The organism is Desulfovibrio sp. (genome assembly GCF_019424165.1).
In the GTDB taxonomy this organism is placed as follows: Bacteria; Desulfobacterota; Desulfovibrionia; order Desulfovibrionales; family Desulfovibrionaceae; genus Desulfovibrio.
Window position 1 is genome coordinate 150,936 of record NZ_JAHZAA010000003.1, and the last position, 26,231, is coordinate 177,166.

General features: G+C 58.8%; 21 protein-coding genes. 8 read left to right on the forward strand and 13 right to left on the reverse strand.

Going from position 1 to position 26,231, the window contains the following annotated elements; translation table 11 throughout:
- Positions 1–126 precede the first annotated feature (126 nt).
- Together aprB and aprA are read left to right on the forward strand one after the other, a co-directional pair.
- Complete coding sequence (gene aprB, locus QZ377_RS02670) at positions 127–615, forward strand: adenylyl-sulfate reductase subunit beta (protein ID WP_291439287.1); 489 nt, start codon at positions 127–129, stop codon at positions 613–615.
- A gap of 37 nt (positions 616–652) precedes the next feature.
- Positions 653–2,641, forward strand: a complete 1,989-nt coding sequence (aprA, locus tag QZ377_RS02675) for an adenylyl-sulfate reductase subunit alpha (protein WP_291439288.1) — start codon at positions 653–655, stop codon at positions 2,639–2,641.
- Here the strand turns inward: aprA and QZ377_RS02680 are convergent.
- Entirely contained in the window at positions 2,638–2,772 is a 135-nt protein-coding gene (locus QZ377_RS02680) for a hypothetical protein (protein WP_291439290.1), read from the reverse strand. The two genes, aprA and QZ377_RS02680, sit on opposite strands and share 4 nt — an antisense overlap.
- A gap of 169 nt (positions 2,773–2,941) precedes the next feature.
- Between QZ377_RS02680 and qmoA the strand changes: the two genes are divergently transcribed.
- From qmoA to QZ377_RS02700, 4 genes are all read left to right on the forward strand, one after another.
- Positions 2,942–4,258, forward strand: coding sequence for a heterodisulfide reductase subunit A (gene qmoA / locus QZ377_RS02685; protein ID WP_365853925.1), 1,317 nt, complete (start codon positions 2,942–2,944; stop codon positions 4,256–4,258).
- A gap of 5 nt (positions 4,259–4,263) precedes the next feature.
- Positions 4,264–6,534 carry a heterodisulfide reductase subunit B gene (gene qmoB / locus QZ377_RS02690; protein ID WP_291439294.1) on the forward strand — a complete coding sequence of 757 codons (2,271 nt, stop codon included), beginning with the start codon at positions 4,264–4,266 and terminating at the stop codon, positions 6,532–6,534.
- A 13-nt stretch (positions 6,535–6,547) separates the two neighbouring features.
- Positions 6,548–7,729 (forward strand): quinone-interacting membrane-bound oxidoreductase complex subunit QmoC, encoded by a 1,182-nt coding sequence (gene qmoC, locus QZ377_RS02695; RefSeq protein ID WP_291439296.1) that lies wholly within the window; start codon positions 6,548–6,550, stop codon positions 7,727–7,729.
- A gap of 108 nt (positions 7,730–7,837) precedes the next feature.
- Entirely contained in the window at positions 7,838–8,563 is a 726-nt protein-coding gene (locus QZ377_RS02700; protein WP_291439298.1) for a hypothetical protein, read from the forward strand.
- A gap of 506 nt (positions 8,564–9,069) precedes the next feature.
- On the opposite strand, the gene QZ377_RS02705 is transcribed toward QZ377_RS02700, so the two are convergent.
- From QZ377_RS02705 to QZ377_RS02755, 11 genes are all read right to left on the reverse strand, one after another.
- Positions 9,070–9,516, reverse strand: coding sequence for a GNAT family N-acetyltransferase (locus tag QZ377_RS02705; protein WP_291439300.1), 447 nt, complete (start codon positions 9,514–9,516; stop codon positions 9,070–9,072).
- 42 nt (positions 9,517–9,558) lie between these two features.
- Positions 9,559–9,786 carry a SlyX family protein gene (locus tag QZ377_RS02710; protein WP_291439302.1) on the reverse strand — a complete coding sequence of 76 codons (228 nt, stop codon included), beginning with the start codon at positions 9,784–9,786 and terminating at the stop codon, positions 9,559–9,561.
- A 17-nt stretch (positions 9,787–9,803) separates the two neighbouring features.
- Positions 9,804–12,023 carry a YgiQ family radical SAM protein gene (locus QZ377_RS02715; protein WP_365853931.1) on the reverse strand — a complete coding sequence of 740 codons (2,220 nt, stop codon included), beginning with the start codon at positions 12,021–12,023 and terminating at the stop codon, positions 9,804–9,806.
- Positions 12,013–12,432: an EF-hand domain-containing protein gene (locus QZ377_RS02720; protein WP_291439304.1), complete on the reverse strand. Its 420-nt coding sequence runs from the start codon at positions 12,430–12,432 to the stop codon at positions 12,013–12,015. Before QZ377_RS02720 ends, QZ377_RS02715 begins: the two co-directional genes overlap by 11 nt.
- A 189-nt stretch (positions 12,433–12,621) precedes the next feature.
- Entirely contained in the window at positions 12,622–13,026 is a 405-nt protein-coding gene (locus QZ377_RS02725) for a hypothetical protein (RefSeq protein WP_291439306.1), read from the reverse strand.
- 370 nt (positions 13,027–13,396) lie between these two features.
- Entirely contained in the window at positions 13,397–14,119 is a 723-nt protein-coding gene (locus QZ377_RS02730; RefSeq protein WP_291439308.1) for an ABC transporter ATP-binding protein, read from the reverse strand.
- A gap of 8 nt (positions 14,120–14,127) precedes the next feature.
- Positions 14,128–14,898, reverse strand: coding sequence for an ABC transporter ATP-binding protein (locus QZ377_RS02735; protein ID WP_291439310.1), 771 nt, complete (start codon positions 14,896–14,898; stop codon positions 14,128–14,130).
- Between the two features lie 65 nt (positions 14,899–14,963).
- Positions 14,964–16,019, reverse strand: coding sequence for a branched-chain amino acid ABC transporter permease (locus QZ377_RS02740; RefSeq protein ID WP_291439352.1), 1,056 nt, complete (start codon positions 16,017–16,019; stop codon positions 14,964–14,966).
- A 120-nt stretch (positions 16,020–16,139) separates the two neighbouring features.
- Positions 16,140–17,054, reverse strand: coding sequence for a branched-chain amino acid ABC transporter permease (locus QZ377_RS02745; RefSeq protein WP_291439312.1), 915 nt, complete (start codon positions 17,052–17,054; stop codon positions 16,140–16,142).
- Positions 17,055–17,235: 181 nt separating this feature from the next.
- Positions 17,236–18,405, reverse strand: a complete 1,170-nt coding sequence (locus QZ377_RS02750) for an ABC transporter substrate-binding protein (protein ID WP_291439314.1) — start codon at positions 18,403–18,405, stop codon at positions 17,236–17,238.
- Positions 18,406–19,283: 878 nt separating this feature from the next.
- Positions 19,284–19,571 carry a hypothetical protein gene (locus QZ377_RS02755; protein ID WP_015939118.1) on the reverse strand — a complete coding sequence of 96 codons (288 nt, stop codon included), beginning with the start codon at positions 19,569–19,571 and terminating at the stop codon, positions 19,284–19,286.
- Between the two features lie 386 nt (positions 19,572–19,957).
- On the opposite strand from QZ377_RS02755, the gene QZ377_RS02760 reads away from it, so the two are divergent.
- Positions 19,958–22,285 (forward strand): methyl-accepting chemotaxis protein, encoded by a 2,328-nt coding sequence (locus tag QZ377_RS02760; protein WP_291439315.1) that lies wholly within the window; start codon positions 19,958–19,960, stop codon positions 22,283–22,285.
- A gap of 321 nt (positions 22,286–22,606) precedes the next feature.
- Here the strand turns inward: QZ377_RS02760 and QZ377_RS02765 are convergent, their stop codons facing one another.
- Positions 22,607–24,157 (reverse strand): lipopolysaccharide biosynthesis protein, encoded by a 1,551-nt coding sequence (locus QZ377_RS02765; RefSeq protein WP_291439317.1) that lies wholly within the window; start codon positions 24,155–24,157, stop codon positions 22,607–22,609.
- A 214-nt stretch (positions 24,158–24,371) separates the two neighbouring features.
- Between QZ377_RS02765 and ilvD the strand changes: the two genes are divergently transcribed.
- Entirely contained in the window at positions 24,372–26,054 is a 1,683-nt protein-coding gene (ilvD, locus tag QZ377_RS02770) for a dihydroxy-acid dehydratase (protein ID WP_291439318.1), read from the forward strand.
- Positions 26,055–26,231 lie beyond the last annotated feature (177 nt).

Genomic DNA, 26,231 nt, shown 5'->3' on the forward strand with positions numbered 1-26,231 from the left:
CGCAAGCCATTCGCCCAACGTTTTAGCGAAGGCGCTCGGCTAACCCCGGCGTGTCGGTCTTTCCCGTCGCGCCACGCCGAACCCGGCGGGTTTTTCAAACACTTTTTACTGAGTTGGAGGATACGTATGCCGACTTATGTCGATCCGTCCAAATGTGACGGCTGCAAGGGTGGCGAAAAGACGGCTTGCATGTACATTTGCCCCAACGACCTCATGATCCTCGATCCCGAGGAAATGAAGGCCTACAACCAGGAACCCGACGCCTGCTGGGAATGCTATTCCTGCGTGAAGATCTGCCCCCAGGGCGCCATCACGGCCCGCCCCTACGCTGACTTCGCTCCCATGGGCGGAACCTGTATCCCCATGCGGTCGGCAGATTCCATCATGTGGACGGTTCAGTTTCGTAACGGCAATGTAAAGCGTTTCAAGTTCCCCATTCGCACCACTCCGGAAGGTTCCATCAAGCCTTTTGAAGGTTTCCCCGAAGGCGGCAACATCGAAGACGAACTTCTGTTTACCGAACAGGCCTTGGTTGCTCCCAAGGAAGCTCTCGGCAAGAAGTTTGAAATGCTGGAAGCCGAAAAGGTTCTTACTTGCATGGAACACGGCCGTTAGGTCTTTGCAACCGCTAGTGCGATAAGGAGATACCATTATGCCTATGATTCCCGTAAAGGAAGCGATAAAGGGCGTAGCCATTGCCGAACCCGAAGTTAAAGAACATGCGGTTGACCTGCTCATCGTGGGCGGCGGCATGGGGTCCTGCGGCACCGCTTTTGAAGCCGTCCGCTGGGGCGAAAAGCACGGTCTGAAAATTCTGCTTTGCGACAAGGCTTCCCTCGAGCGCTCCGGCGCCGTGGCCCAGGGCCTTTCCGCCATTAACACCTATCTGGGTGAAAACAGCGCCGACGACTACGTGCGCATGGTCCGCACCGACCTTATGGGCCTCGTGCGCGAAGACCTTATCTTCGACTGCGGCCGCCACGTTGACGACTCCGTGCATCTGTTTGAAGACTGGGGTCTGCCCTGCTGGATCAAGGGCGAAGACGGCCACAACATGAACGGCGCCGCCGCCAAGGCCGCCGGCAAGAGCCTGCGCAAGGGCGACGCCCCCGTGCGTTCCGGCCGCTGGCAGATCATGATCAACGGTGAATCCTACAAGTGCATCGTGGCCGAAGCTGCCAAGAATGCCCTGGGTGAAGACCGCATCATGGAGCGCATCTTTATCGTAAAGCTGCTGCTCGACAAAAATACCCCCAATCGCATCGCCGGCGCCGTGGGCTTTAACCTGCGCGCCAACGAAGTGCACATCTTCAAAGCCAACACCATCATGGTGGCCGCCGGCGGCGCGGTGAACGTGTACCGCCCCCGCTCCACCGGTGAAGGCATGGGTCGCGCCTGGTATCCCGTATGGAATGCCGGTTCCACCTACACCATGTGTGCCCAGGTCGGCGCTGAAATGACCATGATGGAAAACCGCTTCGTACCCGCCCGCTTCAAGGACGGTTACGGCCCCGTGGGCGCGTGGTTCCTGCTCTTCAAGGCCAAAGCCACCAACAGCAAGGGCGAAGACTACTGCGTGACCAACCGTGCCATGCTGAAGCCCTACGAAGACCGCGGCTACGCCAAGGGCCATGTCATTCCGACCTGCCTGCGTAACCACATGATGCTTCGCGAAATGCGCGAAGGCCGTGGCCCCATCTACATGGACACCAAGACCGCCCTGCAGACCACCTTCGCCACGTTGAACGAAGAACAGCAGAAGGAACTTGAGTCCGAAGCCTGGGAAGACTTCCTCGACATGTGCGTTGGTCAGGCCAACCTGTGGGCCTGCACCAATACCGCCCCTGAAGAGCGCGGTTCCGAAATCATGCCCACCGAACCCTATCTGCTCGGTTCCCACTCCGGGTGCTGCGGCATCTGGGTGTCCGGTCCCGACGAAGAATGGGTGCCTGAAGACTATAAGGTGCGTGCGGGCAACGGCAAGGTCTACAACCGCATGACCACCGTTGAAGGCCTGTTCACCTGCGCCGACGGCGTGGGCGCTTCCGGTCACAAGTTCTCTTCCGGTTCGCATGCTGAAGGCCGTATCGCCGGCAAGCAGATGGTGCGCTGGTGCCTTGACCACAAGGACTTCAAGCCCGAGTTCAAGGAAACCGCCGATGAACTGAAGAAGCTCATCTACCGTCCGTACTACAACTTCATGGCCGGCAAGGACGCCTCCACCGACCCTGTGGTGAACCCCAACTACATCACGCCCAAGAACTTCATGATGCGTCTTGTGAAGTGCACCGACGAATACGGCGGCGGCGTGAGCACCTACTACACCACCTCCAAGGCTCTGCTCGACACGGGCTTCAACCTGCTTGCCATGATGGAAGAAGACTCCCTCAAGCTGGCCTCCCGTGACCTGCACGAACTGCTGCGCTGCTGGGAAAACTACCATCGCCTGTGGACGGTGCGCCTGCACATGCAGCACATCTCCTTCCGCGAAGAATCCCGTTATCCCGGCTTCTACTATCGCGCGGACTTCATGGCCCTGGACGACACCAAGTGGAAGTGCTTCGTGAACTCCAAGTACGATCCCGCCACCGGCGAGACCAAGATATTCAAGAAGCCCTACTACCAGATCATCCCCGACTAGTCGGCGGCATGTAGCACAAAAGGGGCGGCCGCAAGGCCGCCCCCCTTGGCTGTACGCTCTGCTACGGCCAGCGGGTGCAACTGGCGAAAGGGCGCGAAATGCGCCTTGCCCGCCGCGCAGATGCTCAGCATGCGGTTTGTATGTCCCCGTCAGGCGGTTCGCCGCCGCCGGAAAAACTGCCGGCTATGATGGTGAGGCAAAGTCTTAGGGCAACCGGGTACGGTTCCGGGCCGCCACATTCGGAAACTGTGGCCGGCCGTCGGCAGTTGGCGCGAGCCGATGCCCGTAAGGTTTGGCCGGATGCGGCCACTCCTTTTTTCCGCGGCGAGGGGCGTTGTCACTTCTTCAGCCGCTATGCAACAACGCAGGAGGATATCCAGGATGTCCAATGCCATTCTCGTCGTGGGCGGCGGCTTTGCAGGCCTTACAGCCGCCATTGAAGCGGCGGAACTGGGTCACGACGTCTATATCGTCGAAAAGTCGCCCTGGCTTGGGGGCCGCGTGGCTCAGCTCAATAAATATTTTCCCAAACTCTGTCCCCCCTCCTGCGGCTTGGAAATCCAGTTCCAGCGCATCAGGAAAAATCCGCGTGTGAAGTTCTTTACCCAGGCCGAAGTTGTGGGCTTCAGCGGGGTCAAGGGCGATTATACCGTCAAGGTGCGCATCGAGCCGCGCCACACGGCGCCCCATAACGTGGATTTCAGCCTGCTGGCCTCCAGCCTTGACGGCGAAAGCCCCAGCGAATTCGACTTTGGGCTTTCAAAGCGCAAAGCCTTGTACAAGGCCATGCCTTTTGCCTTCCCCAGCCGCTACACCCTGGATAAACAGACTCTTTCCAAGGCCGACAAGGCCCGTGTGGCAGGTAACCAGTTTCTGGATGTGACCGAAGCCCCCCGCGAGATCGAGCTGGGCGTGGGCGCCGTGGTCATTGCCACGGGCTGGAAGCCTTATGATGTCACCCGCCTGAGCAACCTTGGCGCTGGCAACGTGAAAAACTGCATTTCCAACATGCAGATGGAGCGTCTCGCCTCGCCCTGTGGGCCCACTGGCGGGCGCATCACGCGCCCCACGGACGGACGCAGGCCACACCGCGTTGCCTTTGTGCAGTGTGCCGGTTCGCGCGACCAGAACCATCTGAACTACTGTTCATACATCTGCTGTATGGCCACGCTCAAGCAGTGCCAGTACATTGCCGAGCAGAATCCCGATACGCAGATCACCGTGTATTATATTGATATGCGCGCTCCTGGTCGCTACGTGAAGGTGCTTGAAAAGGTCAAGGCCATGCCCAACGTGCATTTTGTCAAGGGCAAGGTCGCCGATGTGGTGCAGGCCGAGGGCGACAAGGTGCGCCTGACGGCAGAAGACGCCGTAAGCGGCGAAAAGCTCACCCTTGATTATGACCTTGTGGTGCTGGCCACGGGCATGCAGCCCTCTTTGGCCGGCGAAGACGCGCCTCTGCCTCTGCCTCTTGATGAAGAAGGCTTTGTGGCGGGCGGCGAGGAAGCCGGTATATTTGCCGCCGGTTGCGCGCGCATGCCTCTGGATGTGATGCGCTCGGCTCAGTCCGGTACAGCCGCCGCCCTGAAGGCGGTACAAACGGTGAAAGGGAGGTAGGCGGCATGTCCGGTAAGATTGGCGTCTATTTTGACCAGCAGAACATTGGCGGCGGCCTTGATATCGAGGCGCTTGCCGCGCAGACCTCGGCAAAGTGGGGCGATCTCACTGCCGTGGTCAAGGTGGTTCCCGTGCTGGCATTGGCCGTGGATGAAATTCGGGCCGATATCGAGGCCCAGGGGCTGGACGGCGTGCTGCTGTGCGGCGCTTCCCCTCGTGTGGACGGCGAACTGTACCGTCTGCCCGTGCAGGTGGAACATGTGAACCTGCGTGAGCAGTGCGTGCAGGCCTACAAGAATCCGGACAGAACGCCCGTTGATTCTGCCAGCGCACCCGAACTGCTGACGCTCATGGCCCGCGATTACGTGAATATGGGCGTGGTAAAATTGCAGAAGAGCGAAGCCCCCGAAGCCGCTTCGGTAACGGGCGTGCAGCGCATTCTGGTGATCGGCGGCGGCTGGACCGGCCTTACGGCGGCTCTGGAAGCTGCGGCCACGGGGTATGAGGTGGTGCTGGTAGAAAAAGCCGACAGGCTCGGCGGCGCTGCCAACAACATTCCCATGGCCTCTCCCCTGGTTTCGCCCTGGACGGACAAGCAGCCCACAAACCTCGTGGCCAAGGTCAGTGAGGTTACGGGCAGTCCCAAAATCAAGGTCCACATGAATTCCCGCATGGAAAAGCTGGAAGGTCAGCCCGGCGAATTCAAGGCCGTGATTGCCACGGCTTCCGGCCCTGTGGAAGTGGAAGTGGGCGCGGTGGTGCTGGCTACGGGCTGGGTTGCCCTTGACCAGAAATACCTGGCTCCCATGGGTCTTGGCAAAAGCCCCATGGTGGTTGATGCGGCCACGTTCGGCAAAATGCTGGTGGCCGACCAGGTAAAGGCCAACCGCATTGCTTTTGTGCTCGATACCACCATGGCTGAGCAGGCCGTGGCCCAGGCTGCCGAAGAAAGCGCGGCCGCCGGAGATGAAAAGCCCGCCGCGGCTGCGGCTTCCGACACTGAGGCAGGCGAAGCGGTTTTTGTGAAAGAAGACCTCGAAAGCCTGCGTCACCTGTCCTACTCCAACGCTGTCAACAGTGTGGGTATGCTGCGCCTTGCCAATACGGTCTGTGAAAAGACCAATGATGCCTGTCAGGCCTTTATCCTGTACAAGGACATGACCGTTCCCGGCATTCTGGAACGCTTCTACAAGAAAATGCAGGAGCGCCTGGGCGTCATGATGACAAAGGCCGATGTGACCGACATCCGCGAAGCGGGCGGCCACATGGTTGTGGAGTGCAAAAACACCCTGCTCGGCATGGACTTTGACCTTGATGTGGACATGGTTGTTCTGCCTACGGGCCTTGTGCCCACCACGGCCAAAGACGTGACCATCCATTTTGACTACCGCCAGGGACCGGATTTTCCGGACTTGCAGTTGTTTGACGGCTTTGCCGACTCAAACTACATCTGTTTCCCCTACGAAACGCGCCGCACCGGTGTGTACGCGGCGGGCTGCGTGCGTCAGCCCCTTACTATGGACGCCTGCGAAGAAGACGCCAAGGGCGCGGTGCTCAAGGCTGTGCAGTGCGTTGAGGCATCCAGCCACGGCGTGTCTGTGCATCCGCGTTCGGGGGATCTTTCCTACCCCCTGTTCAATATGGTGCGCTGCACCCAGTGCAAACGCTGCACTGAAGAATGCCCCTTCGGCGCTCTGGACGACGACGAAAAGGGAACGCCCAGGCTCAATCCCACGCGCTGCCGCCGTTGCGGCACCTGTTTCGGCGCGTGCCCCGAGCGCGTCATCTCCTTCGCCAACTATAATATTGACCAGATCGGCTCCATGATCCGTGAAGTGCAGGTGCCCAAGGACTTCAAGAAGGAGGGCCCCCGCGTGCTCATTCTGGCCTGCGAAAACGACGCCTATCCTGCCCTTGATATGGCCGGTGAGCGCCACAAGCCCTGGAGCCCCTATTGCCGCATCATTCCCGTGCGCTGCCTTGGCTCGGTCAACGCCATATGGGTGTCTGACGCCATGAGCAAGGGCTATGACGGCGTGATGCTGCTGGGCTGCAAGTATGGCGATGACTACCAGTGCCACTTTGTGAAGGGTTCGGAAATTTGCGCCAAGCGCAAGGAAAATATCGCCGAGACGCTTAACCGTCTGGGCGTTGAACCTGAGCGTGTGGAACTGCTTGAAGTGGCCATTGACGAATACGACAAGGTTCCCGCCATAATTGACGGCTTTGTGGATCGCATCGTGGCCATGGGCCCCAACCCGTTCAAGGGCATGTAGGAGGAAGGCAGCAATGGCACAAATTACCATCAAACCTGATCTGGAGTTTGTCAGGGCGCTGGAAGAGGCGGGGGGTGAATCCCTCAAGAAATGTTACCAGTGCGCCACATGCTCGGTGGCATGCCCACTGTCTCCTGCCAATGCGCCCTATCCGCGCAAGGAAATGGTGTGGGCCTCCTGGGGCCTCAAGGACAAACTGCGTGGAGATATCGACCTGTGGCTTTGCCACAATTGCGGCAACTGCTCTGACCTTTGCCCGCGCGGCGCCAAGCCCGCCGACCTTATGGGTGCGGCGCGCAACGTCATTTACAAGGACCTGACCGAACCCACGGTGGTGGGCAAGTGGATGAGCAAGCCCTCGGGCCTGCCCATTCTCTTCGGCATTCCTGCTGTCATATGGCTTGTGGTATGGTGGATCCGCGCCGGATTCAACGGCGGCCAGTGGTTCCCCCGCGCTGCCGACGGCCGCATTGTATTCGGCCAGATATTCTACGGCGACTACACCATCGACCCCATCTTCATACTGACGTTCTTTGGTGCGTTGTTCATTCTGGCGCGCGGCGTCATGAAGCTGTGGGCGCTCTTCAGGCCTGAAGGCACAACGACCGTCATCGGCAAAACAAAATGCTGGATATGGCACTTGTGGGACGTGCTGTGGGATGAAATCATCACGCACCGCAAGTTTGACGACTGCGAAGACGGCCCCGCCACGGGCAAGGATACCCCCAGCCGCAAGTACGGACACTTTCTGCTGGTGTGGAGCTTTGCCATCCTGGCCTGCGTAACCGCCATAGTGGCTTTCGCCCACTGGGGCGGCAAGGTGATACCCATCATACACTTTGAAACGCCCATGCCGTTGACCTTCCCGGTGAAAATTCTTGCCAACATCGGCGCGCTCATGCTGCTGCTGGGTCTGGGTTTTCTTACGGTGCGCCGTCTGCGCCTGAACCCCAAGTTCCAGGGATCCAACTGGTACGACTGGTACCTGCTGGGCATCATCTGGCTGGTGGCGGTTACCGGTGTGCTGTCGCAGTGCTTCCGCCTGGCGGACACCATTGTGCCTGCATTCCTGGTGTACTACCTGCACCTGGTTTTTGTGTGGATGCTCTTTGCCTATCTGCCCTGGTCCAAGCTCGGACACTTTGTCTACCGCACGGCGGCCCTGCTGTACGCCCGCATGTACGGCAGAAGCTAGTTGGCGCGGCGCTCCCGGCGGCCGGTCCCCGGGAGCGCCGACAGAGTGTGCACTGTTGGCATTAAGGTTTTTTTGAATAAAATTACGATCTCCGAGGAGGAGGCCGCCATGTCCGATACATCTCGCAAAGTTTTTCCTGTGGAGTCCGTGCTTGCCCTCGTTGTGGGTAAGGAAGGCGTGGACGTAAAGGAAATTGCCGGTTTTGTGGCCGGGCGTACCATCGTCTGTGATACCTGCGCCAGGGCCGTTGGCCCCTTTGCCGCCACCTGGCTGGCTCACTGCTACCCCAAGTTTGCGGAACTGGAATGGAAAGAAGGGCAGTCCTGGGACGCTTTTGTGAATAACGGCAAAAGCCTGCTTGGTGATAATGTTTCTCTGCCCGCCATGGACGGGCATACCAAGGCTATGGTTGACCATATAGTTGATTACCTTGGTGAAACATACGACAGTCTGGCCGCGCAGACCGCGGCTGCCACCGCCCTTGAAGAGCGCGTGCGCGTTCTCGAGCCTGCCGAAGCCCGCGCCGAGGCCCTGTCCAAAAAAGTGGATGAGCTGGAAGCCAAGATCAAGGCCATGAATGCTGATATGGGCGGCCTGCGCCGTCAGGTGGCCGAATTCCAGGGCAAGGTTGCCATCAATCATGACGACCTGCTTGTGAATATCAAAGACGCCATCAAGGACGGACTCAAGGGCATGGTTATGGCTGGCGGCGCTGGAGCCGCTCTTGCCGCTTCCGGCGACGAGGCCGTTGCTGAAGCCATGGACGAAAGCGCCGTGCCTGACGATTTCGGCTTTGGTGCTTCCGGCGCCAACTCCGACGGCTTCGGTTTCTAAAGCCGCTGTCTGCGGTTTTTATAAAAGACCGCAGCCGGATGGTGAAGCTCCGCCGGTATGCCGGGCCTTTCCCCTGCCGCAAGGTGGTTGAAAAACAGGCGCTAGCGCCGCCCCGACAAACCCGGATGCGCCGCCGTCAGGCAGGCTCAACGTGAATATGCTCTGAGCCGCAGTGAACAATATCTGAAAAATCCCGCCTCTCAACCGAGGGGCGGGATTTTTTGAACTGTCACTGTTTGGACTGCCCCCCAGTGCCTCCGTGGGGCGCCTGTGCGGCGGGCATTTGCCAAAGAGGCACAAGCGTCGTGCCTGTTTACCGGCCCGGCCGGACAGGGCGCGCCGAAGCCGGCCTTGTCTGTTTCGCGCACATTAGCTTTGAAAAAAACTACATGCGCAAACGCTGCACGAGAGTGAAGCGCGTTGTAACACGGTGTGGATTTTGCCGAAGAGTGCATTTCGGCAGAATAACAACTTTGAGATGTGAAGTGTTTTAACGCTATTCTGCTCTACCCCAGGCGTTTTTCAAAGAAAACACGTTTAAAGCCATCTTCAAGGCAACGGCCGGTTTCCGTATAGCCCAGGCGGGGGTAGATGGAGAGATTGGCAGTCATTTTTTCGTTGGTGTACAGGCGTACCGTACTGAGACCCAGGCGTCGGGCTTCATTCTCGCAGAAGGCAATGAGCGCCTTGCCCATGCCCCGGCCGGCGGCTTCGGGCAGCACGGCCACGCTTTCCAGCAGCATGTGGTTGCCCTGGGGGTAGAAAACAATATAGCCCTGTACCGCGTTATCTTCTCCCAGACAGACGTGCGTCAGCCCGGCCGCGATCTGCGCGGCGAAATCGGCCGCCATAGGGGCTGGCTCACGGCCCATGAGCGGGATATAGCCCTCATAGGCCAGGCGGGCGCATTGCCGTATGGCGGTTTCGTCCTGTGGCGCAGCGGCTCTTATCATGCTTTCTTCTGGTGCGGCTTGCTGTGCTTCTGCCAGCAGCGCCTACCAGCGCTCCGGCATAAAATGGGGCGGCAATGTATTTTCCGGCTGTTGGGTCAGCTTGTCCCGCAGGGCGCGGATAACAAGGCGGGCGTCGGCCAGCTCCCTTTCCACTGCATCAAGCTGCGTCTGCTGCGCCGTGAGGGCGGCATCCAGTTTTTCGATGCGTTCTTCCTGAAAAAATGTCAGCTCTTCCAGCCGGGTGAGCCTGTCTTCGAGCATGTTGGGCATGACTGTTCTCCTGTGCTTCAGGCGCGGCGTCCGGGGACGGGAAATTTTCCGGATTTTTGACCGTGGTCATTGCCTCGGCCGGATTTCTTATCCCTTGTGCGTTCTGCTTCGTGGGCCGGACGCTGTTCTGTCGTGCGCCCGGAACGGTCCGGCCTGGCAGGCCGGTCGGGCCGGTTTGTTCCCCGGCTGCGGCCGCTGCCCGGCGTGTGTTCCGCCTTGTTGCCGTTGTGGCGCTTTTCGCCGTGCTCCCGCCCCGGGGCAGTGCGTTTGCCCGCTGTGCCTTCTTTGCCCGCAGTGTTTTTTGGGCCGGATCTGGCTGGCCGTCTGCCTTCCGCATTGCTGCGCTCAGGCATGAGTATGCCGTGCTGGCGCAAGCGCTGGGCATCGGTGCGGGCCACATAAATGTCTTCTCCGGCTTCATTCTTGCCGCAATAAAACATGGCTGTGGCGATGGTTCCGGGCGTGGGGATAAAGCACTGGGTCTGGCGGGGATTCCAGTTGCGCTCGCGCAGCCAGTTGGAAAGGGTGCGCATATCATCATCCGTACAGCCGGGAAAGCCGCTGAGAAGATAAGGTACAACGTACTGCTCGCGTCCTGCGGCCTTGCTCTGGCGGATAAAGCTTGCCAGAAAGGCTTCAAAAACTTCCAGCGGCGGCTTGCGCATGAGGCTCAAGACGCCGGTTGCGCAATGCTCGGGCGCCACCTTGAGCTGCCCGCCCGTGAATTCGCCCGTATAGGCAGCCAGGGCGGCGGCATCGCGCAGGGCCAGATCGGCCCGAACACCGCTGGCAACCCGGGCCTGTTTGACTTCAGGCAGGGCTGCCACGCTGCGCAGCAGGCCCACATGCTTGCCCTGCGGAGTGGTAAAAAATTTGCAAATAGTAGGATAACAACAGCTTGTGCGACGGCAGCGGCTTGTATTGCGCTCTTCCGCCCCGGCCTGTGCCAGGGGGTGGGCAGGTGAACCCGTGCGGTTTGCGCTGCTGCGTTCACGCATGCGGTCCAGGGCGCAGTAGCCCTGCCACATGTTGGCTGTGGGGCCGCCCACGTCTGATATGGCTACCGGCCCCTTGCCGCGCTCCATATTTTCCTGTCCGAGCCTGCGGGCTTCGGCCAGGATGGAGTCTTCAGAGCGGGAACTGATGCGGCGGCCCTGGTGCAGGGCCAGCGAGCAGAAAGAGCAGCCTCCGCCGCAGCCCCTGTGGCTGGTAATGCTGGTGCGCATCATTTCTGCCGCCGGTATGGGCTCGCGGTAACTTGGGTGGGGCCGCCGGGTAAAGGGGATTTCGTACAGGGCGTCCATTTCTTCTGTTGTCAGCGGGGGCGCGGGGCGGGCCAGCATGAGGGCGCGGTCGCCCACGGGCTGAAAAGCCCAGGCGTCCAGCCTGTGCACCTGGCGCTCCAGGGCCTGAGTCATGACAAGCAGTTGTACGGGATCGGCCAGGATGTCTTCATGCGAGGGCAACGGCACGGCCGGTGTTTGGGCCAGCTCCAGCGGCAGGCTGGCCGGGCGGGGGCCTTCCGGTGTCTGCTCGAGCCTGTCGAGCCAGGCTGTGCCGGGGATGCCGCGCGTGTCTTCACCTTTGTGAAGCCGCCGGGCGTACTCAAGCGTGGCGTATTCGCCCATGCCCCAGATGAGCAGGTCGGCCTTGGCGTCCATCAGGATGGGCTTGCGCAGGGAATCTGTCCAGAAATCATAATGGCTCACCCGGCGCAGGCTGGCCTCTATGCCGCCGAGGGCCAGCGGCAGGCCCGGAAAAGCCCTGCGCGCCAGGTTGGCATAGACAAGACAGGCCCTGTTGGGCCGTGCTCCGGCCTTGCCGCCCGGGGTATAGGCATCATCATGCCGCTTTTTGCGAAAGGCTGTGTAGTGGGCCAGCAGGGAATCCAGAGCGCCTGCGCTGATTCCTGCGAACAGGCGCGGCCTGCCCATAACCAGCAGGTCATCCGGATTTTCCCAGCGGGGCTGGGCCACAATGCCCGCGCGAAAGCCGTGGTGGATGAGCCAGCGGGCCAGCAGCACACTGCCGAACGAGGAGTGGTCCACATAGGCATCGCCGGTGACGAAAAGCACATCCAGACAGTCCCAGCCGAGGGCGCGCATTTCTTCCGCGCTCATAGGGACAAAAAGGGGCTGCCGGTGCAGGCTGTCAGGGCCGGAGACGGAAGCGGCCCCGGCATTCCCTGCGGAACGCCGGGGCGCGGAAAGGGCCGGGCCGGAGCGCTTAGTTGCCATTGGGCGGTGTAACCAGCGGCAGATCGGGGTTGCCCGGATTGGGCATCATCGGGTCACCGGGCGCGCCCATGGGGCCGTCGCCCATGCCACGGTTGGGACGCATGCCGGAAGAGTGGTCTTTCATAAAGGCGTTCCATTCATCAAGGGAGATAAAGCCGTCGCCATCCTGGTCAATGGCAACAAAGGCTTCATCCCGCATGTTGGGGAAAAGCGCCTTGAACTCTTCACGGCTGACCTTGCCGTCCTTATTGGTGTCCATCTGGTCGAACTTGTCGCCCATGCCGCCTCCGCCGCCCATGCCGGGCATGGCCTGCGCCGGGGATGCCATAAGAACAATGGCGGCCAGGAGGGGCAGCAGGGATAATTTGAGCAGCGCCGGAAGATCGGGCAGATTCAGGGTGCGCGTCATGAGATTCTCCTTGAGATTACTGATGCCGCGCGGCCTTATGCCGGGCGGTGCCATGCCCCTTGCGGGGCGGTAACAGGCACGCCGCACGGCGGCCCGTAGTGGTAAATAAGCTCGTAAAAAGTATTGGCAAGCTGTTTGCCGCCATGCCGTGTGCGTTATTTTCGCGCAGCGCGTGTTGCTGGCGCGGCGCTAGCTCGGGCGGAAGTCCGCGCCTTCTTTTTCCATGCGTTCGATGCACAGTGTCAGGTTGTCCGGCTCGCCTTTGCGATGATCATCCGGGTAAAGCAGCGCGCCCATATAAAAGATGGAGTCAAGCCGCAGGGCCGTGCGCGCGCTGGCTGAAAAATTTTCCAGCGCCAGGGCCACGTTGAAGCGCAGCTCGCCGGGCAGGAATTCCAGCATGGGTTTGGCATCGTCGGCCATTGATGCCAGCAGTTCGGCCTTTTGGCGCATGGCGGCATTATGGCCGGGGGTATCATTGGCGTCAAGATATTGCAGGGCCTGTGCTTCGGCCTGCATGACCTGGGTATGACGCTGGCGAAGCCACTGGGTAAGCTGGCCCAGGGCGGGATTGGCGGATTGCTCTTGGCTCATGCGTTCTCCTTGGTTTCTCCGGTTTTTCGGGGGAACCCGATGGATTCAGCATACTCCTTTGCGCGCTTTCTGTATACGGAAAGAGCTATCCCCGGACTTTTGCTGGCCGGAATCGCCCGGGGCCGTCATACACCCGCCCGCTGGGCAGGGTACAGGCCCGGCACGGCATCGCCCCTGCCCCATACAGGCTGGGGGCGGAAAAAGCATGATCTTCCGGCGCGGCGGCAGGCCATGCCGGAAGATCATGCTTTTTATGGAGTCTGTGCAGTTGCGCCGTAACGGCTTTTCTGCTTTTCCGGCAGTTCCGGTTTTGGTCGCCCGCTGATGTTCCCAACAAGGCGGGGCCGCCTTTACCGTTGGTGCGAAGCAGCTATGCGCCCAGATAGGCGGCCTTTATTTCCGGTGTGTCCGCCAGCTCCGCGGCGGTTCCCTGGGCCACAATGCCCCCGGTGTCCAGCACATAGCCGCGGTCAGCCACCTGCAGGGCCAGGCGGGCGTTCTGTTCTACCACAATGACGGTGAGCCCTTCGCTGTTGAGCTTTTTGAAAGTGCGGAACATGTCATACATGAGCAGGGGTGAAAGCCCCATGGACGGCTCGTCCAGCAGGATGACGGAGCAGCTTGTCATCAACGCGCGGCCCACGGCCAGCATCTGCTGTTCGCCGCCGGAAAGCGTGTCGCTGCGCTGGTGTATGCGCTCTTTAAGACGGGGAAAAAGGTCAAAAACCCTGTCCATGTCTTTTTCCACGCCGCCGTCCTTGCGGGTCCAGGTGGCAAGCTTGAGGTTTTCGCGCACGGTCAGGTTGCCGAAAATATGCCTGCCTTCGGGTACAAGATCCATTTTGAGACGCGCCACCACGTTGTGCGGCTCAGTTTTGAGTATGGACTCGCCCTTGAAGCGGATGTCGCCGCTGAGTACCGAGGGAGATTCCGGCGGGGGCAGGCGCATGACCGCCTTGAGCGTGGTGGATTTTCCCGCCCCGTTGGCCCCGATGAGGGTGACTATCTCGCCCTCGTTCACATGAAAGGATATGCCGTGCAAGGCTTCTATCTTGCCGTAGCCCGCATAGAGATTTTCCACTTCAAGCAGCATGATGCCCCCTACACGTTCTCGTCGCCCAGATAGGCCTTGATGACATCGGGATTGTTCTGGATTTCCTGCGGCGTGCCGCTGGCGATGGTCTGGCCGAATTCCACCACGGTAATATGCTGGCAAAGCGACATGACCACCTTCATCTGGTGCTCGATCATCCATATGGCAATTTTGAACTGGTCGTAAATCCAGCCGATATGCTTGATCAGGCCGTCCACATCAGACGAGTTGAGCCCGGCTGCCGGTTCGTCCAGCAAGAGCAGCCTGGGATCTGTGGAAAGGGCGCGGGCCAGCTCCACACGGCGCTGCAGGCCGTAGGGAAGGTTTTTGGGCAGTTCTTCCGCCACATGCCCCAGCTCCATAACCTCCAGAATTTCCGCCGCCTTTTTTTTGACGCGCTTTTCCTCGCGCCCGTAGCGGCCCGTATTGAACCATGCGTCCAGCAGGCCGTAGCCCAGGCGGCTGTATTGCGACACGCAGATATTGTCCAGCACGGTCATGCCGGGCCACAGGCGGATGTTCTGAAAGGTGCGCGCCATGCCCATAGTGGTCACCTCATGCGGCGCAAGTTTGGGCTGGTATTTGTGCCCGGCAAAGGTGATTTCGCCCTCAGTGGCGTGATAAAAATGCGAGGCCAGGTTGAATACCGTGGTTTTTCCCGCGCCGTTGGGACCGATAAGGCCCGTGAGGCTGTGGTCCTCTATCTGTATGTTGAAGCAGGACAGCGCGATAAGACCGCCGAAGCGCTGTGTTACGTCTTTCATTTCAAGCAGTGCCAAGGTTCGCCCCCAGTACGTTGTCAGTCATTGAATACGTATCCGCACAACCGTGACGCCCGCGTTGTCTATTCCACGCGGGCCGGGGCAAGCAGCCTTTTCAGCCGGGGAAAGACCTGGGTAAGTTCGCGGCCGCCCAGCAGCCCTTCAGGGCGAAACTGCATAAGCAGGATAAGGATAAGGGGGATAAGCACCCACTTCCATTCCTGACTGATCATGAAACTGTCAGGAACAAAGGGCAGATGATGCAAAAGGTCGCTCAGGGCAGGCAGTGCGAAGCGCAGCACCTCGATGAGCAGGGTAAAAAGTATGGCCGCCAGCACCGAGCCGGAAAGGGAGCCCATGCCGCCCAGATAAACCATGACCATAGCCTCGGTGGACTTCATGATGCCGAAGCTGTTGGCGTAGATGGAACTGAACATGTGGGCGTAAACAGCCCCGGCCATGCCCGCGATGCCCGCGGACACCATAAAGGCCACAAGTTTCACCTTCTTGGTGTTCACACTCATGATTTCTGCGGCAACCTCATTCTGGCATACAGCCGGAATACCCTTGCCGAGAGTGCTGTTCACAAGCCGGTAAAGCATCATGATGGAAACCATCACAAGCAGTACCACCCACACCATCATCCACGGCAGGTCGGCCACACCCTCCATGGCTCGCACCACGCCGCGCATGCCGGAAAGGCCGCGCGGCCCGCCCACCACATCAATATTGATGATAAGGGCTATGATGATGTAGTTGGCCGCGATGGTAATGATGGCCAGATAGTCGTCGCGCGTCTTGAACGAAGGCAGGGCTACCAGCAGGCCGAATATGGCCGCCACGCCGCCCGCCACAATAATGACCAGCGGAAAGAGCAGGGGGGCCAGTTCCGGAGGCAACAGGGGCGCGCCCATAAGCTTGTTGTTGGTGAACAGGATGATGGAGATAAGCCCCCCCACATAGGCTCCTACACACATGAAACCCGCATGCCCGCAGGAAAATTCGCCCATATAGCCGTTAACCAGGTTGAGGCTGGCGGCAAAAACAATGTTGATGCCCATAAACTTGAGCACGGACAGCCAGTAACCGTCTATCCACGAAAACTGCTCTGCACAGATGAGCAGTACGCCGACGACCATAAAAAGCAGGCAGTCGGTTTTTTTGCAGGTGACGACACGCTTGATGGCATAACCGAAGCAGAGCAGGGCGAAGATTGCGAGTACTATTTGCACAATGGTGAGCAGCATCTCTGACTCCGGCTATATTTTGGTCGTTTGGGGGGTTCCGAAAATGCCTGTGGGCCGCATCCACAGAATGAGCAGCAAAATGGTGAAAGAAAACAGATCCATATAGGTGGAAGGCAGAAATGCTACCACCATAATTTCCACAAAGGCCAGTAAAAAGCCGCCCACAAAGGCCCCGCGTATGTCGCCTATGCCGCCTACCACGGCAGCGATAAAGGCTTTCCAGCCGATCATGGCCCCCATGTAAGGCTCAAGTGTGGGGTAGCACATGGCGAAAAGCATGCCGCCAAGTCCCGCTATGCCGGAGCCGAGAATAAAGGTGACCACAATGACGCTGTCCAGGGGGATGCCCATAAGCGGCAGGGCGAAACGGTCCCAGGAGACGGCGCGCATGGCCATGCCCACCTTGGTGCGCGTGACAATGGTTTGCAGAACAAGAAAAACGAGAACCGCAGCCACAATAACCCAGAGCTTCAGATTGGTGACCACCAGCGGGCCGAAAGAATAGATTGTTTTGTCTACCAGTTCGGGCAGTTTGCGTTTGGTGGCGCCAAGCAGGGCCAGGTTGCCGTTTTCAAGAATAAGCCCGCACATAAGGGCCGTAATGACCACATACAGGCGGTGCGCGCCCTTGCGGCGCAGAGGACGGTAGGCCACGCGCTCAATGGTTACCCCCACAAAGGCGGTAAGCATCATGGTCAGGGGAATGGTCAGCCACAATACGGCTTGCTGGGGCAGACCCATACCGTCAGTGGAAATGAGCCAGGTGGAAACAAAAAAGGCGATATACGCACCGACCATAAAAATATCGCCATGCGCGAAGTTGATAAGGCGCAACACCCCGTATACCAGGGTATAGCCCAAGGCTATCAGCGCATAAAAACTGCCCCATTGCAGGGCATTAAGCATCTGCTGCAAAAAGAAATCCATAGGGCACCCGATTCGGTATGAGCGGTTGGGGCCGGGTACGGCCATACGGATGCGCAGGGGGACGGGCCTTGGCCCGTACGCGCTTTCCGTGCCGTAAAGGCCCTCGGGCAGTGTGTGCCGTGAGCGCCCGCCCCCCGCGGGCGCTCACGGCCTGCCATCCCAGGCTTGTCAGCAGGTCTGGCTATTTGGGACAGACGGATTCCACAAAGGCAAAGCTGCCGCTGTCAGTTACCCGGACGATAACCGCGCACTTTATGGGGTCGCCGTTGTCGTCAAATTTCATGCTGCCGGTGATGCCGTCAAAGTTTTCAATGGCAGCCATGTTGTCGCGGATGATCTTGCGCTGCTTTTTGAGATCGGGATCAATCTTGCCGGCATTTTGGATGGCCTGAAGAACGATGTTGATGGAATCCCAGGTAAGGGCGGCCACATCGTCAGGCACATAGCCGTACTTGGCCTTGTATTTGTCGATGAATTCGCGGGTTTTTCCCGTTGCCCCTTCGGCCGTATAGTGGGTGGAGAAATACTGCCCCACGCAGTCTTTGCCGCGAAGGTTGAACAGCTCTGCCGAGCCCCAGGCGTCAGAACCCATGAAAGGCCCCTTATAGCCGAGGTCACGGGCCTGCGGCACGATCAGGGCCGCAAAGCTGTAATTTTCGGGTACAAAAATAAAGTCGGGCTTGGCTGCGATGATCTTGGTCAGTTGGGCGGAAAAATCCTGATCCTTGGGGCCGTGGGATTCCATAGCCACCACAGAGCCTTTACCGTGTGTTTTTTCAAAAGCTTCTTTAAAATTGTCGGCGAGGCCCTTGGAATAGTCGTTAGAGACTTCAAAAAGCACAGCGGCCTTTTTGGCGTTGAACTGCTTGGTGGCAAAGTCTACAGCCACCGGGGCCTGAAAGGGATCAAGGAACGCGCCGCGGAAGACCCAGGGGCGGTCGTTGGTGGCGTCGGGGTTGGTGGACCAGGGGGTGATCATCGGGACTTCTTCATCATTGGCCACGCCCCCGGCCGGTACGGCCTGGCGTGAAGACTGCGGGCCTACGATGGCGTGTACCTTGTCGCGCGCAATGAGCTTGAGGGTCACGTTAACGGCGGATTCGGGCTTGGATTCGTTGTCTTCATAAATGAACTCGAGGGGGTAATACTTATCGCCCACCTTAAGCCCGCCCTTGGCGTTGATTTCTTCTTTCAGCATTTCGGCCGCAAATTTGGAGCCTTCGCCCACCTTGGGGATTTCGCCCGTAAGGGGGATGGGGAAGCCGATTTTGATGGGCTTTTCTGCCGCAAGGGCCGCCTGCCCTACAAAAAGCGACAAGGCGCAGGCGGTCACCAACTTGAACAACTTCATGAAAGCCTCCCGGTGGTTTACGTGCAGGATGGAAGGGGCTTGCCCCATGCAGGCTCCTTAGCAAGAAAAGTTCCACAGCGAGGATCCGGCTGAAATGATAGATATATTTACACAGTGGTTTGGAAAAGATCCCTCACGGGCCAAGTTGGCCTGATAAAAAGCTACAAAAAGGTCGAAAGTTGACATTTGGTAGTTTTTTTATTTTCGAAATGTGAATAAGTGTTTTGATGGACAGGCCTGCCTTGTTTGTGAAATATTGAATTAACGTATACAATAGTCTATTTTAATTTATTAATTTTTCAGAATCGAAGTTTTTTGTCTCTGAAGAAGAAAATGAAGATGCTTTTCATTGTATGGTTATACAACCAGTTAAAATTATTAAGTGTTTACATTAATGAGCCTTTGGCATGGCCGTTAAATAAATATACGATAATGTAGAAATATGACTAAAAAAATGCATATGGATTTATATAAAAAGCAAAAAAATAGCGTAATATGCTAATATAGAAGCATATACAAATTTCTACTAAAAAGTAGAATATATTTTTCTACCCGTTAAGACAGGATCCGGCTGCATTCTTGCGGGCATGGGGGAAATTTTTTTGTGGGGGGATGTTTTCGTTGGAGCGGATATTTTATTCAAAGATCGACACTGGGTAGCGGGGCTTTGGGGTGCTTGTCGTCGCTGGCAGGGATTGGGCCGTGTGCAGCGGCGCAGCGCCTTCGCTGTTTGCTAGAATGTGTCATGGTTGCCGGGCATAGTATTGCAAACGCTATGCCGAAACGCAGAAAACGCGGGGCTTCTCCCGCGTTTTCTGCGTACGCCGATCAACCAGGCGTATGAAATATATGGCCGTGTGCCGCCTGTGCGGCGCGGCTTATTCGCGCTTTTTACCCTTGATGCTGCGGTACAGAAAGAATATGGCCGCAGCGGCCAGGGGAATACCGAGATAGGTCAGCATATTCCAGCTTTCCTGTACCTCAATATCTGAAAGGTCGGCAAAGATGCGTTCCAGCAGATAGAGGATGAAGAGCAGGAACAGGCCTGTGAAGAGCGGGTGGTACCAGAAAAACTTGAAGCCCCGCTTCTTGAGCATATGGTGCACCCAGGTAAAAAGCAGGGCGATGCCAAAGCCCACCAGTGCCCACGTTACATGTGTACTCATGCCACCCTCCTGTTTAAATGCCTTCACGGGCTGCCCTTGGGCCGTCTCTGCCAAGCCAGCCCATATAATCATGAAACGGCGCGTAATGCCATAAAAAATCCGCATCCGGCGCGCCGGGCAGGCTGCGCCGGGAATTTTTGTACAAGTACTAATGTTTTTCCTGCGGGCAACGATTTAAGTCATTACCTCGTTTCATACGGTTCAGGTTTCCGGTGGATACTGGATGTGAGACCAGCGGCATGGCCTTGTGCAATGCCGTATATATGGTGTTTTGTATGTGGAATGCCATTAATTATCTATTTTTTTATAATAAAAATGGTTGTCAACAAGCCGGGGCTGTCATACATGGCTAAGACTTTGTTCACCTCAGCGTCAGGGGGCGCATAATGCGACAGATACGCATCAACACCATATGCACAGTTTCCATAACAGCATCCATTTTCATCATTATTGCGGTTCTGATCGCATATGTTTCCTTGTCGTCGTACCGTATGGTTTCGGGAGTCCAAAGCGAAGCCCTGGATCAGACGGCCCGTCTTGTGGCGCAGTCTGCCCAGAACTATATTGAGCAGTCTGTGGACGTGGCGACGATTCTTGCGGGGCAAGAGCACGTGCGGGAGGCCTTGGCAGGCTCACCCCGGGCTACGGAGGAAGTGCAGCGGATGTTGCACACCTACGTAAAATCTTTTCCCTCGTACTGGTCTTTTTTTGTTTTTGACGTCAAAGGGCGCATTGTGGCGGGGCTGAACGCCGCGCTGACTGATATGACCGGCGGGGACCGTTTTGACCGCGACTACAGCAAGGCCATTTTCAGCGGTAAGGATCTGGCCTTCAGCGGCAGCGTCATGGGCGCCACCACTGACCCCACCATGCTGGTGTATGTGGTGACCAAGGCGGTTTACGCCCCTGACGGCAGCCTGCTCGGCGCTGTGTCCGTATGCCCGCGCTGGAGCGACTTTACCGCCAAGACCATTGACCCCATACGCCTGGGCCACCGGGGCTACGGCTTTGCGCTGGACACCAGGGGACGGTTGATCGCCCACGGGACAAACAAAAAGCTGCTGTTGAAAGACCTTTCGGGCGAAGATTTTATCGCCAGGGCCTTGAAGGCCCAGAAGGGTGTTATCGAGTACCCGTGGGAGGGCGAAAAGAAATTCATGACTGTAGCGGCCATTCCGGCTACGGGCTGGCTTGTGTGCATGAGCGCCTATGATGCCGAACTGGCGGCCCCCGCCACGGAGCAGAGCCTGGTCCTGTGCGGCGTGGGGCTGGCAGCCATAGCGTTGCTGGCCGGGCTGCTGACCTATATCAACCAGCATTTTGTGTTCAGGCCGCTGCGCGCGCTGACCAGCTTTACGGAAAAAGTGGCTTCAGGCGACCTGAAGGCGCAAATGCAGGGCCGCTTCAGGGCTGAAATGGCGACCTTTGCCGGTCATTTGCGCGACATGGTTGAAGATCTCAAGCAGCGCCTCGGTTTTTCGCAGGGCGTGCTGAATGGTATTCCCACCCCTTGCGGCATTGTGGGGCCGGATTTCAACATGATCTGGGTTAATGACGAAATATGCCGTCTGCTGGAAAAAAGCGGCCCGCGCGATTCCTGGATCGGGCAGCGTTCCGGTTTGTTCTTCTACGGTGATGCCGGTCGGGAAACCCTGTCAGACCGGGCCATTATGGAGCGCAAAACCCTGTCGCTGGAGTTTGACCACACGACGCCTTCAGGCCGCAAGCTGCGCGTCGCCGTGCACACCACGCCGTTCTACAATCTTGACGGCACGCTTCTTGGCTCCATCGCCTTCTGGAATGACCTGACCGAGATATACAATCAGAAAAGCCGCATTGAAGCGCAAAACGAGACCATAGCCAGAGCCGCCGCCGAAGCATCACAACTGGTGGAAGAAATGGCCGGGGCGTCGCGGCGTCTTTCAGAGCAGATCGACCATTCCAGCCAGGGCGCACGCGAGCAGAGCTCCCGCGTTTACCAGACGGCCACCGCCGTTGAAGAAATGAACGCAACCATTATGGAAGTGGCAAAAAATGCCGCAGCTACCTCGCAAAGCGCCAATACCGCCAAGCAGGAGGCGCAGAGCGGCGCGCACCTGGTTACGCAGGTAACCGCTGCCGTGCAGTCCATCCACGAAGAAGCCGCGCGCATGACAGGCATCATGAGCGACCTCGGCCGTCAGGCGCAGGGCATTGGAACCGTCATGGGCGTTATTTCCGACATTGCCGACCAGACAAACCTTCTGGCGCTCAATGCCGCCATTGAGGCTGCGCGCGCAGGTGAAGCCGGGCGCGGCTTTGCCGTGGTTGCCGACGAGGTGCGCAAACTGGCCGAAAAAACGGCTCAGGCCACTACCGAGGTGCGTCAGGCCATCGGCGGCATCCAGCAGGGGACAACGGCGGCCGTTAACCAGATGGAAGAAGCGGGCAAGCGCGTGGGCGAAGCTACGGACCTGGCTCACCGATCGGGCGAGGCCATTGCCCAGGTTGTCCATATGGTGGAAAACGCCGGGGACCAGGTACACTCCATTGCCACAGCGGCAGAGGAACAGTCGGCCACCTCAGAGGAAATCAACCGGGCCATCAACTCCATCAGCGATATTGCCGCCGCCACAGATCAGGCCATGAGCCAGTGCACGGCTGCCATTGCGGACCTGGCCCGGCAGGCCCGCGATCTTGAAAAACTCATCGCCGGTTTGCGCTCGGGCGCGTAAGCGTATTCTCTGTACAGCCCGGTCAGGTCCGGTTTGGGCCTGACCGGGCTAACCACAGACCGGCCACAGGCCGGATTGAACCAGGCCGGATTGAACCAGGCCGGACTGAACCAGGTTGGATCGGCCCGGATTGGCATTGGGACGGACATGGCTGAAGCCGCGCTCGACCCGGTATAAAGCAAAAGGCCCCGCTGCGTGCAGCGGGGCCTTTTGCCGTGTAACGTCGATTATTCGCACCGTGTGCCTGTTGCAGCGGCATCCTGAAACTGTCCGCCGTAGTCTGGCGGTAGCGCCGCCCGGCTGCATGAAAATTCAGGCGGCTCAGGCGGATTTTTGCCGGGACTTTTTAACGCGGGCCACAAGTTCGCGCAGGTCCTGGCGCGACAGGCCGAGCACCGCTGGCAGGCTCAGGCAGAGCAGCACCGTACCCACGCTGTACAGCACGCCGGATATCAAGAAGCGCGAAAATGTGTCCACATCGCCCAGACCGGCCATGAGTGTGCCTTCACGGCAAAGCCATGCCAACCCCAGCAGCACGGCCAGGCTCCATACCTGGTGGGCCAGGTTGCGCCAGAAGCTCAGGGGCAGAAAGCGTGATGCCAGCCACAGGTAGACGTTGACGGTAATGATCTGCACAGCCACGGTTTTTATGGCCAGGCCCACCGCGCCGAGGTTCAGGCCCATATATTCCGGTGGGGCCAGCAAAAACCATGCGGCGGTGAAGCCGTAAACACATTCAAGGGCCGCCATGTTGCGCAGCACGCGCGTGCGCCCGGTGGCATGAAAGACCGATCCCGCCAGTTGGCCGTATGCCTGATGCAGGGGATACAGGGCCATGATCTGCACGGGCAGGGTGGCGGCGGCAAATTCCGCGCCGCCAAAAAAATCTACCAGCGCCGAACCTTCCATAAGCGTAAAGCATGAAAAATAGGCCGCAACCACATAGAGCAGGGGGGCAAAGCGCGTGAGCAGCCGCCCCATGGCCTCGCGGTCATTGTGCCCCCAGGCGATGGACAGTTCGCGCATGATCAGGGGCGTCATGGCTGACACAAACAAAAAACAGGCCATGCTGACTTTTTGCGACAGCGCAAAAAATCCCTGCTGCACACTGCCGTCAAACCACTGCAAAAGCCAGCGTTCGGCCGTAAGCAGAAGGAAGGAAAGCAGCGCCTGTATAAAAAGAGGGTGGCTGTAAGTAAAAAATTCGCGGCTGTAGGCCTTGCCCTGCCCCGCAGGCAGGCTGAAGCGCACGGCCACCTCGCGGCTGCGCCAGTGGCGGCGTGTTACCAGCCAGTAGCCGAGGGCCATAAGGCCGAGCATAAGATACTGCTGCGCAAAAAGCGTGTGTATGTTCAGCCAGTCCTGCCAGAACATGATGCCCAGCAGGGCCACCATAAAAAGCGAGACAACGGTGCGTACCATTTCTGACGCCACGGTGGCCCCCACGGCGTCGTTCATTGAGCGCAGTACCCGGCCCCACCAGGTAAGAAAGGCCCATAGAGCCGCCAGGGGCGCCAGCCACAGGGGTACGTCAGGCATGAGCAGGTCGCCCAGAAGAGGAGCTTGCAAGGCCAGGGCCGCCAGCAGAATGATGCCCATCACAAGTACAGTCACACGGGCGTAAAAGGCCGCCAGCCCGGTTTCGTTCTGCCTGCGCGACAGGGCGTTGTAAAAGCAGGTGGAGGTTCCCATATCCAGAAAGCCGGTGAACTGCTGGAACAGGTTGGTGGCAAAGCTGTAGTTGCCGTACATTTGCGGCCCCAGAGCGCGCGGCAATATGGCCTCCATAACCAGATAAACCGGCACGGTGGCAATATTGGCCAAAAGCTTGAAGATATAGCGGCGCGCCAGAGTGGGAGTGGAGCTTTGCATGCACGGAAACTAGCTCACTTCCCTTCGGCTCTCAAGAGCGCGTGGGCTTTCAGCGAAAAAAAACTCCCGCGTGTTGCCGCCGGGCAGGGGCTGCTGCCCGCCCGGCCTTGTCGGGCGTGTATTTACGCACGCGGTCTTTTACCGTAGCATAAAAAAGTTGCCCGCGCCGCGCTTGGTGCGGGAAAACCCGTTATTACAACGTAAGGATGCCGCCATGGATGAGAGCCGCAGCAAAAAAATGAAGTCCGGCCTTGAAAAAGCCCCTCACCGTTCCCTGCTTTATGCACTCGGTTTGACCAGGGAAGAAATGGACCGCCCGCTGGTAGGTGTGGTCAACGCAGCAAGCGAGGTTGTGCCGGGCCATCTACATCTTAATGCTCTGGCCGACGCGGTAAAAGCCGGAGTACGCATGGCTGGCGGTACTCCTTTGCAGTTTCCGGCCATTGCCGTTTGTGACGGCCTGGCCATGAATCATGAAGGCATGCGTTTTTCGCTGCCCTCGCGCGAATTTATTGCCGATTCTGTAGAAATCATGGCGCGCGGCCACGCCTTTGACGCCCTGGTTTTCATACCCAACTGCGATAAATGCGTACCCGGCATGCTGATGGCCATGATGCGCCTGAATATCCCTTCGGTCATGGTTTCCGGCGGCCCCATGCTGCCCGGCAATATCGGCCCGCGCGAACGCGGCGACCTTATCACGGTCTTTGAGGCCGTGGGCAAGGTGCGCAGCGGTGCCATGAGCGAAGAAGAACTGGAATACATGGCCGAGCGCGCCTGCCCCGGCTGTGGTGCATGTGCGGGCATGTTTACCGCCAACTCCATGAATTGCCTGGCCGAAACCATAGGCGTGGCCCTGCCCGGCAACGGCACTATTCCCGCCGTGAGCGGGGCGCGCATCCGCCTGGCAAAGACGGCGGGCATGCGCGTTATGGACCTGCTCAGGCGCAACATCCGCCCGCTGGATATCGTGACCCCCAAGGCGGTAGCCAATGCCGTTGCCGTAGATATGGCCCTGGGCTGCTCCACCAATACGGTGCTGCACCTGCCCGCTGTGTTTGGCGAGGCCGGGCTTGATCTCGGGTTGGACATCTTTGACGAGGTGAGCCGCAAAAGTCCCAATCTGTGCAAACTTTCCCCTGCCGGTCACCATTATATGGTCGACCTTGACAATGCCGGCGGCATCCCCGCTGTCATGACCGAACTGGACAGGCTGAACCTGATCAACAAGGACTGTATGACCGTTACCGGGCGTACAGTGGGCGAAAACCTGAGCGACATGAACGCCCGCGTGCTGGACGGAGACGTTATCCGCAGTGTAGACAATCCCTATTCCCGGCAGGGCGGCATAGCCATTCTGCGCGGCAGCCTCGCCCCCGGCGGCGCTGTGGTCAAGCAGTCTGCCGTGGCTCCGGAAATGATGTGCCGCGATGTGCGGGCGCGGGTCTTTGAATCGGAAGAAGAAGCTATGGCCGCCATTCTGGATGGCAAGATCAAACCCGGCGACGGCGTGGTCATCCGCTACGAAGGGCCGCGAGGCGGACCCGGCATGCGCGAAATGCTTTCGCCGACGTCGGCCATCACGGGCATGGGGCTTGGCAAGGACGTGGCCCTGTTGACGGACGGCCGTTTCTCCGGCGGCACCAACGGCGCGGCTATCGGGCATATCTCGCCTGAAGCGGCGGACGGCGGCATTATCGGCATTGTACAGGAAGGCGATATGATCCATATCGATATCCCCGGCCGCAAGCTTGACCTGATGGTGGACGAAGCTGAGCTTGAGCGCCGCCGCGCAGCCCACAAGCCGGTGGAAAAACGCAGTCCGTATGCCGTGCTGCGGCGCTATGCACATCTGGTCAGTTCGGCCGCCAACGGCGGACGGTACAGGGACATCTAGCGTAGCCTACCTTTAAGAATATACATTCTCAAAGGTTACGGCACCTGGCAGCGCAGCTAAACTGCATTTACGCCTGAGCGGCGCGCCCGCTCATAGGTAATCAGCGGGCGCCGTACTCATCAGGCTGCTCTGAGAGTGCTGCCCGGGGCCGCTCCGGCCGCTGCCGGAAAAGCGGCA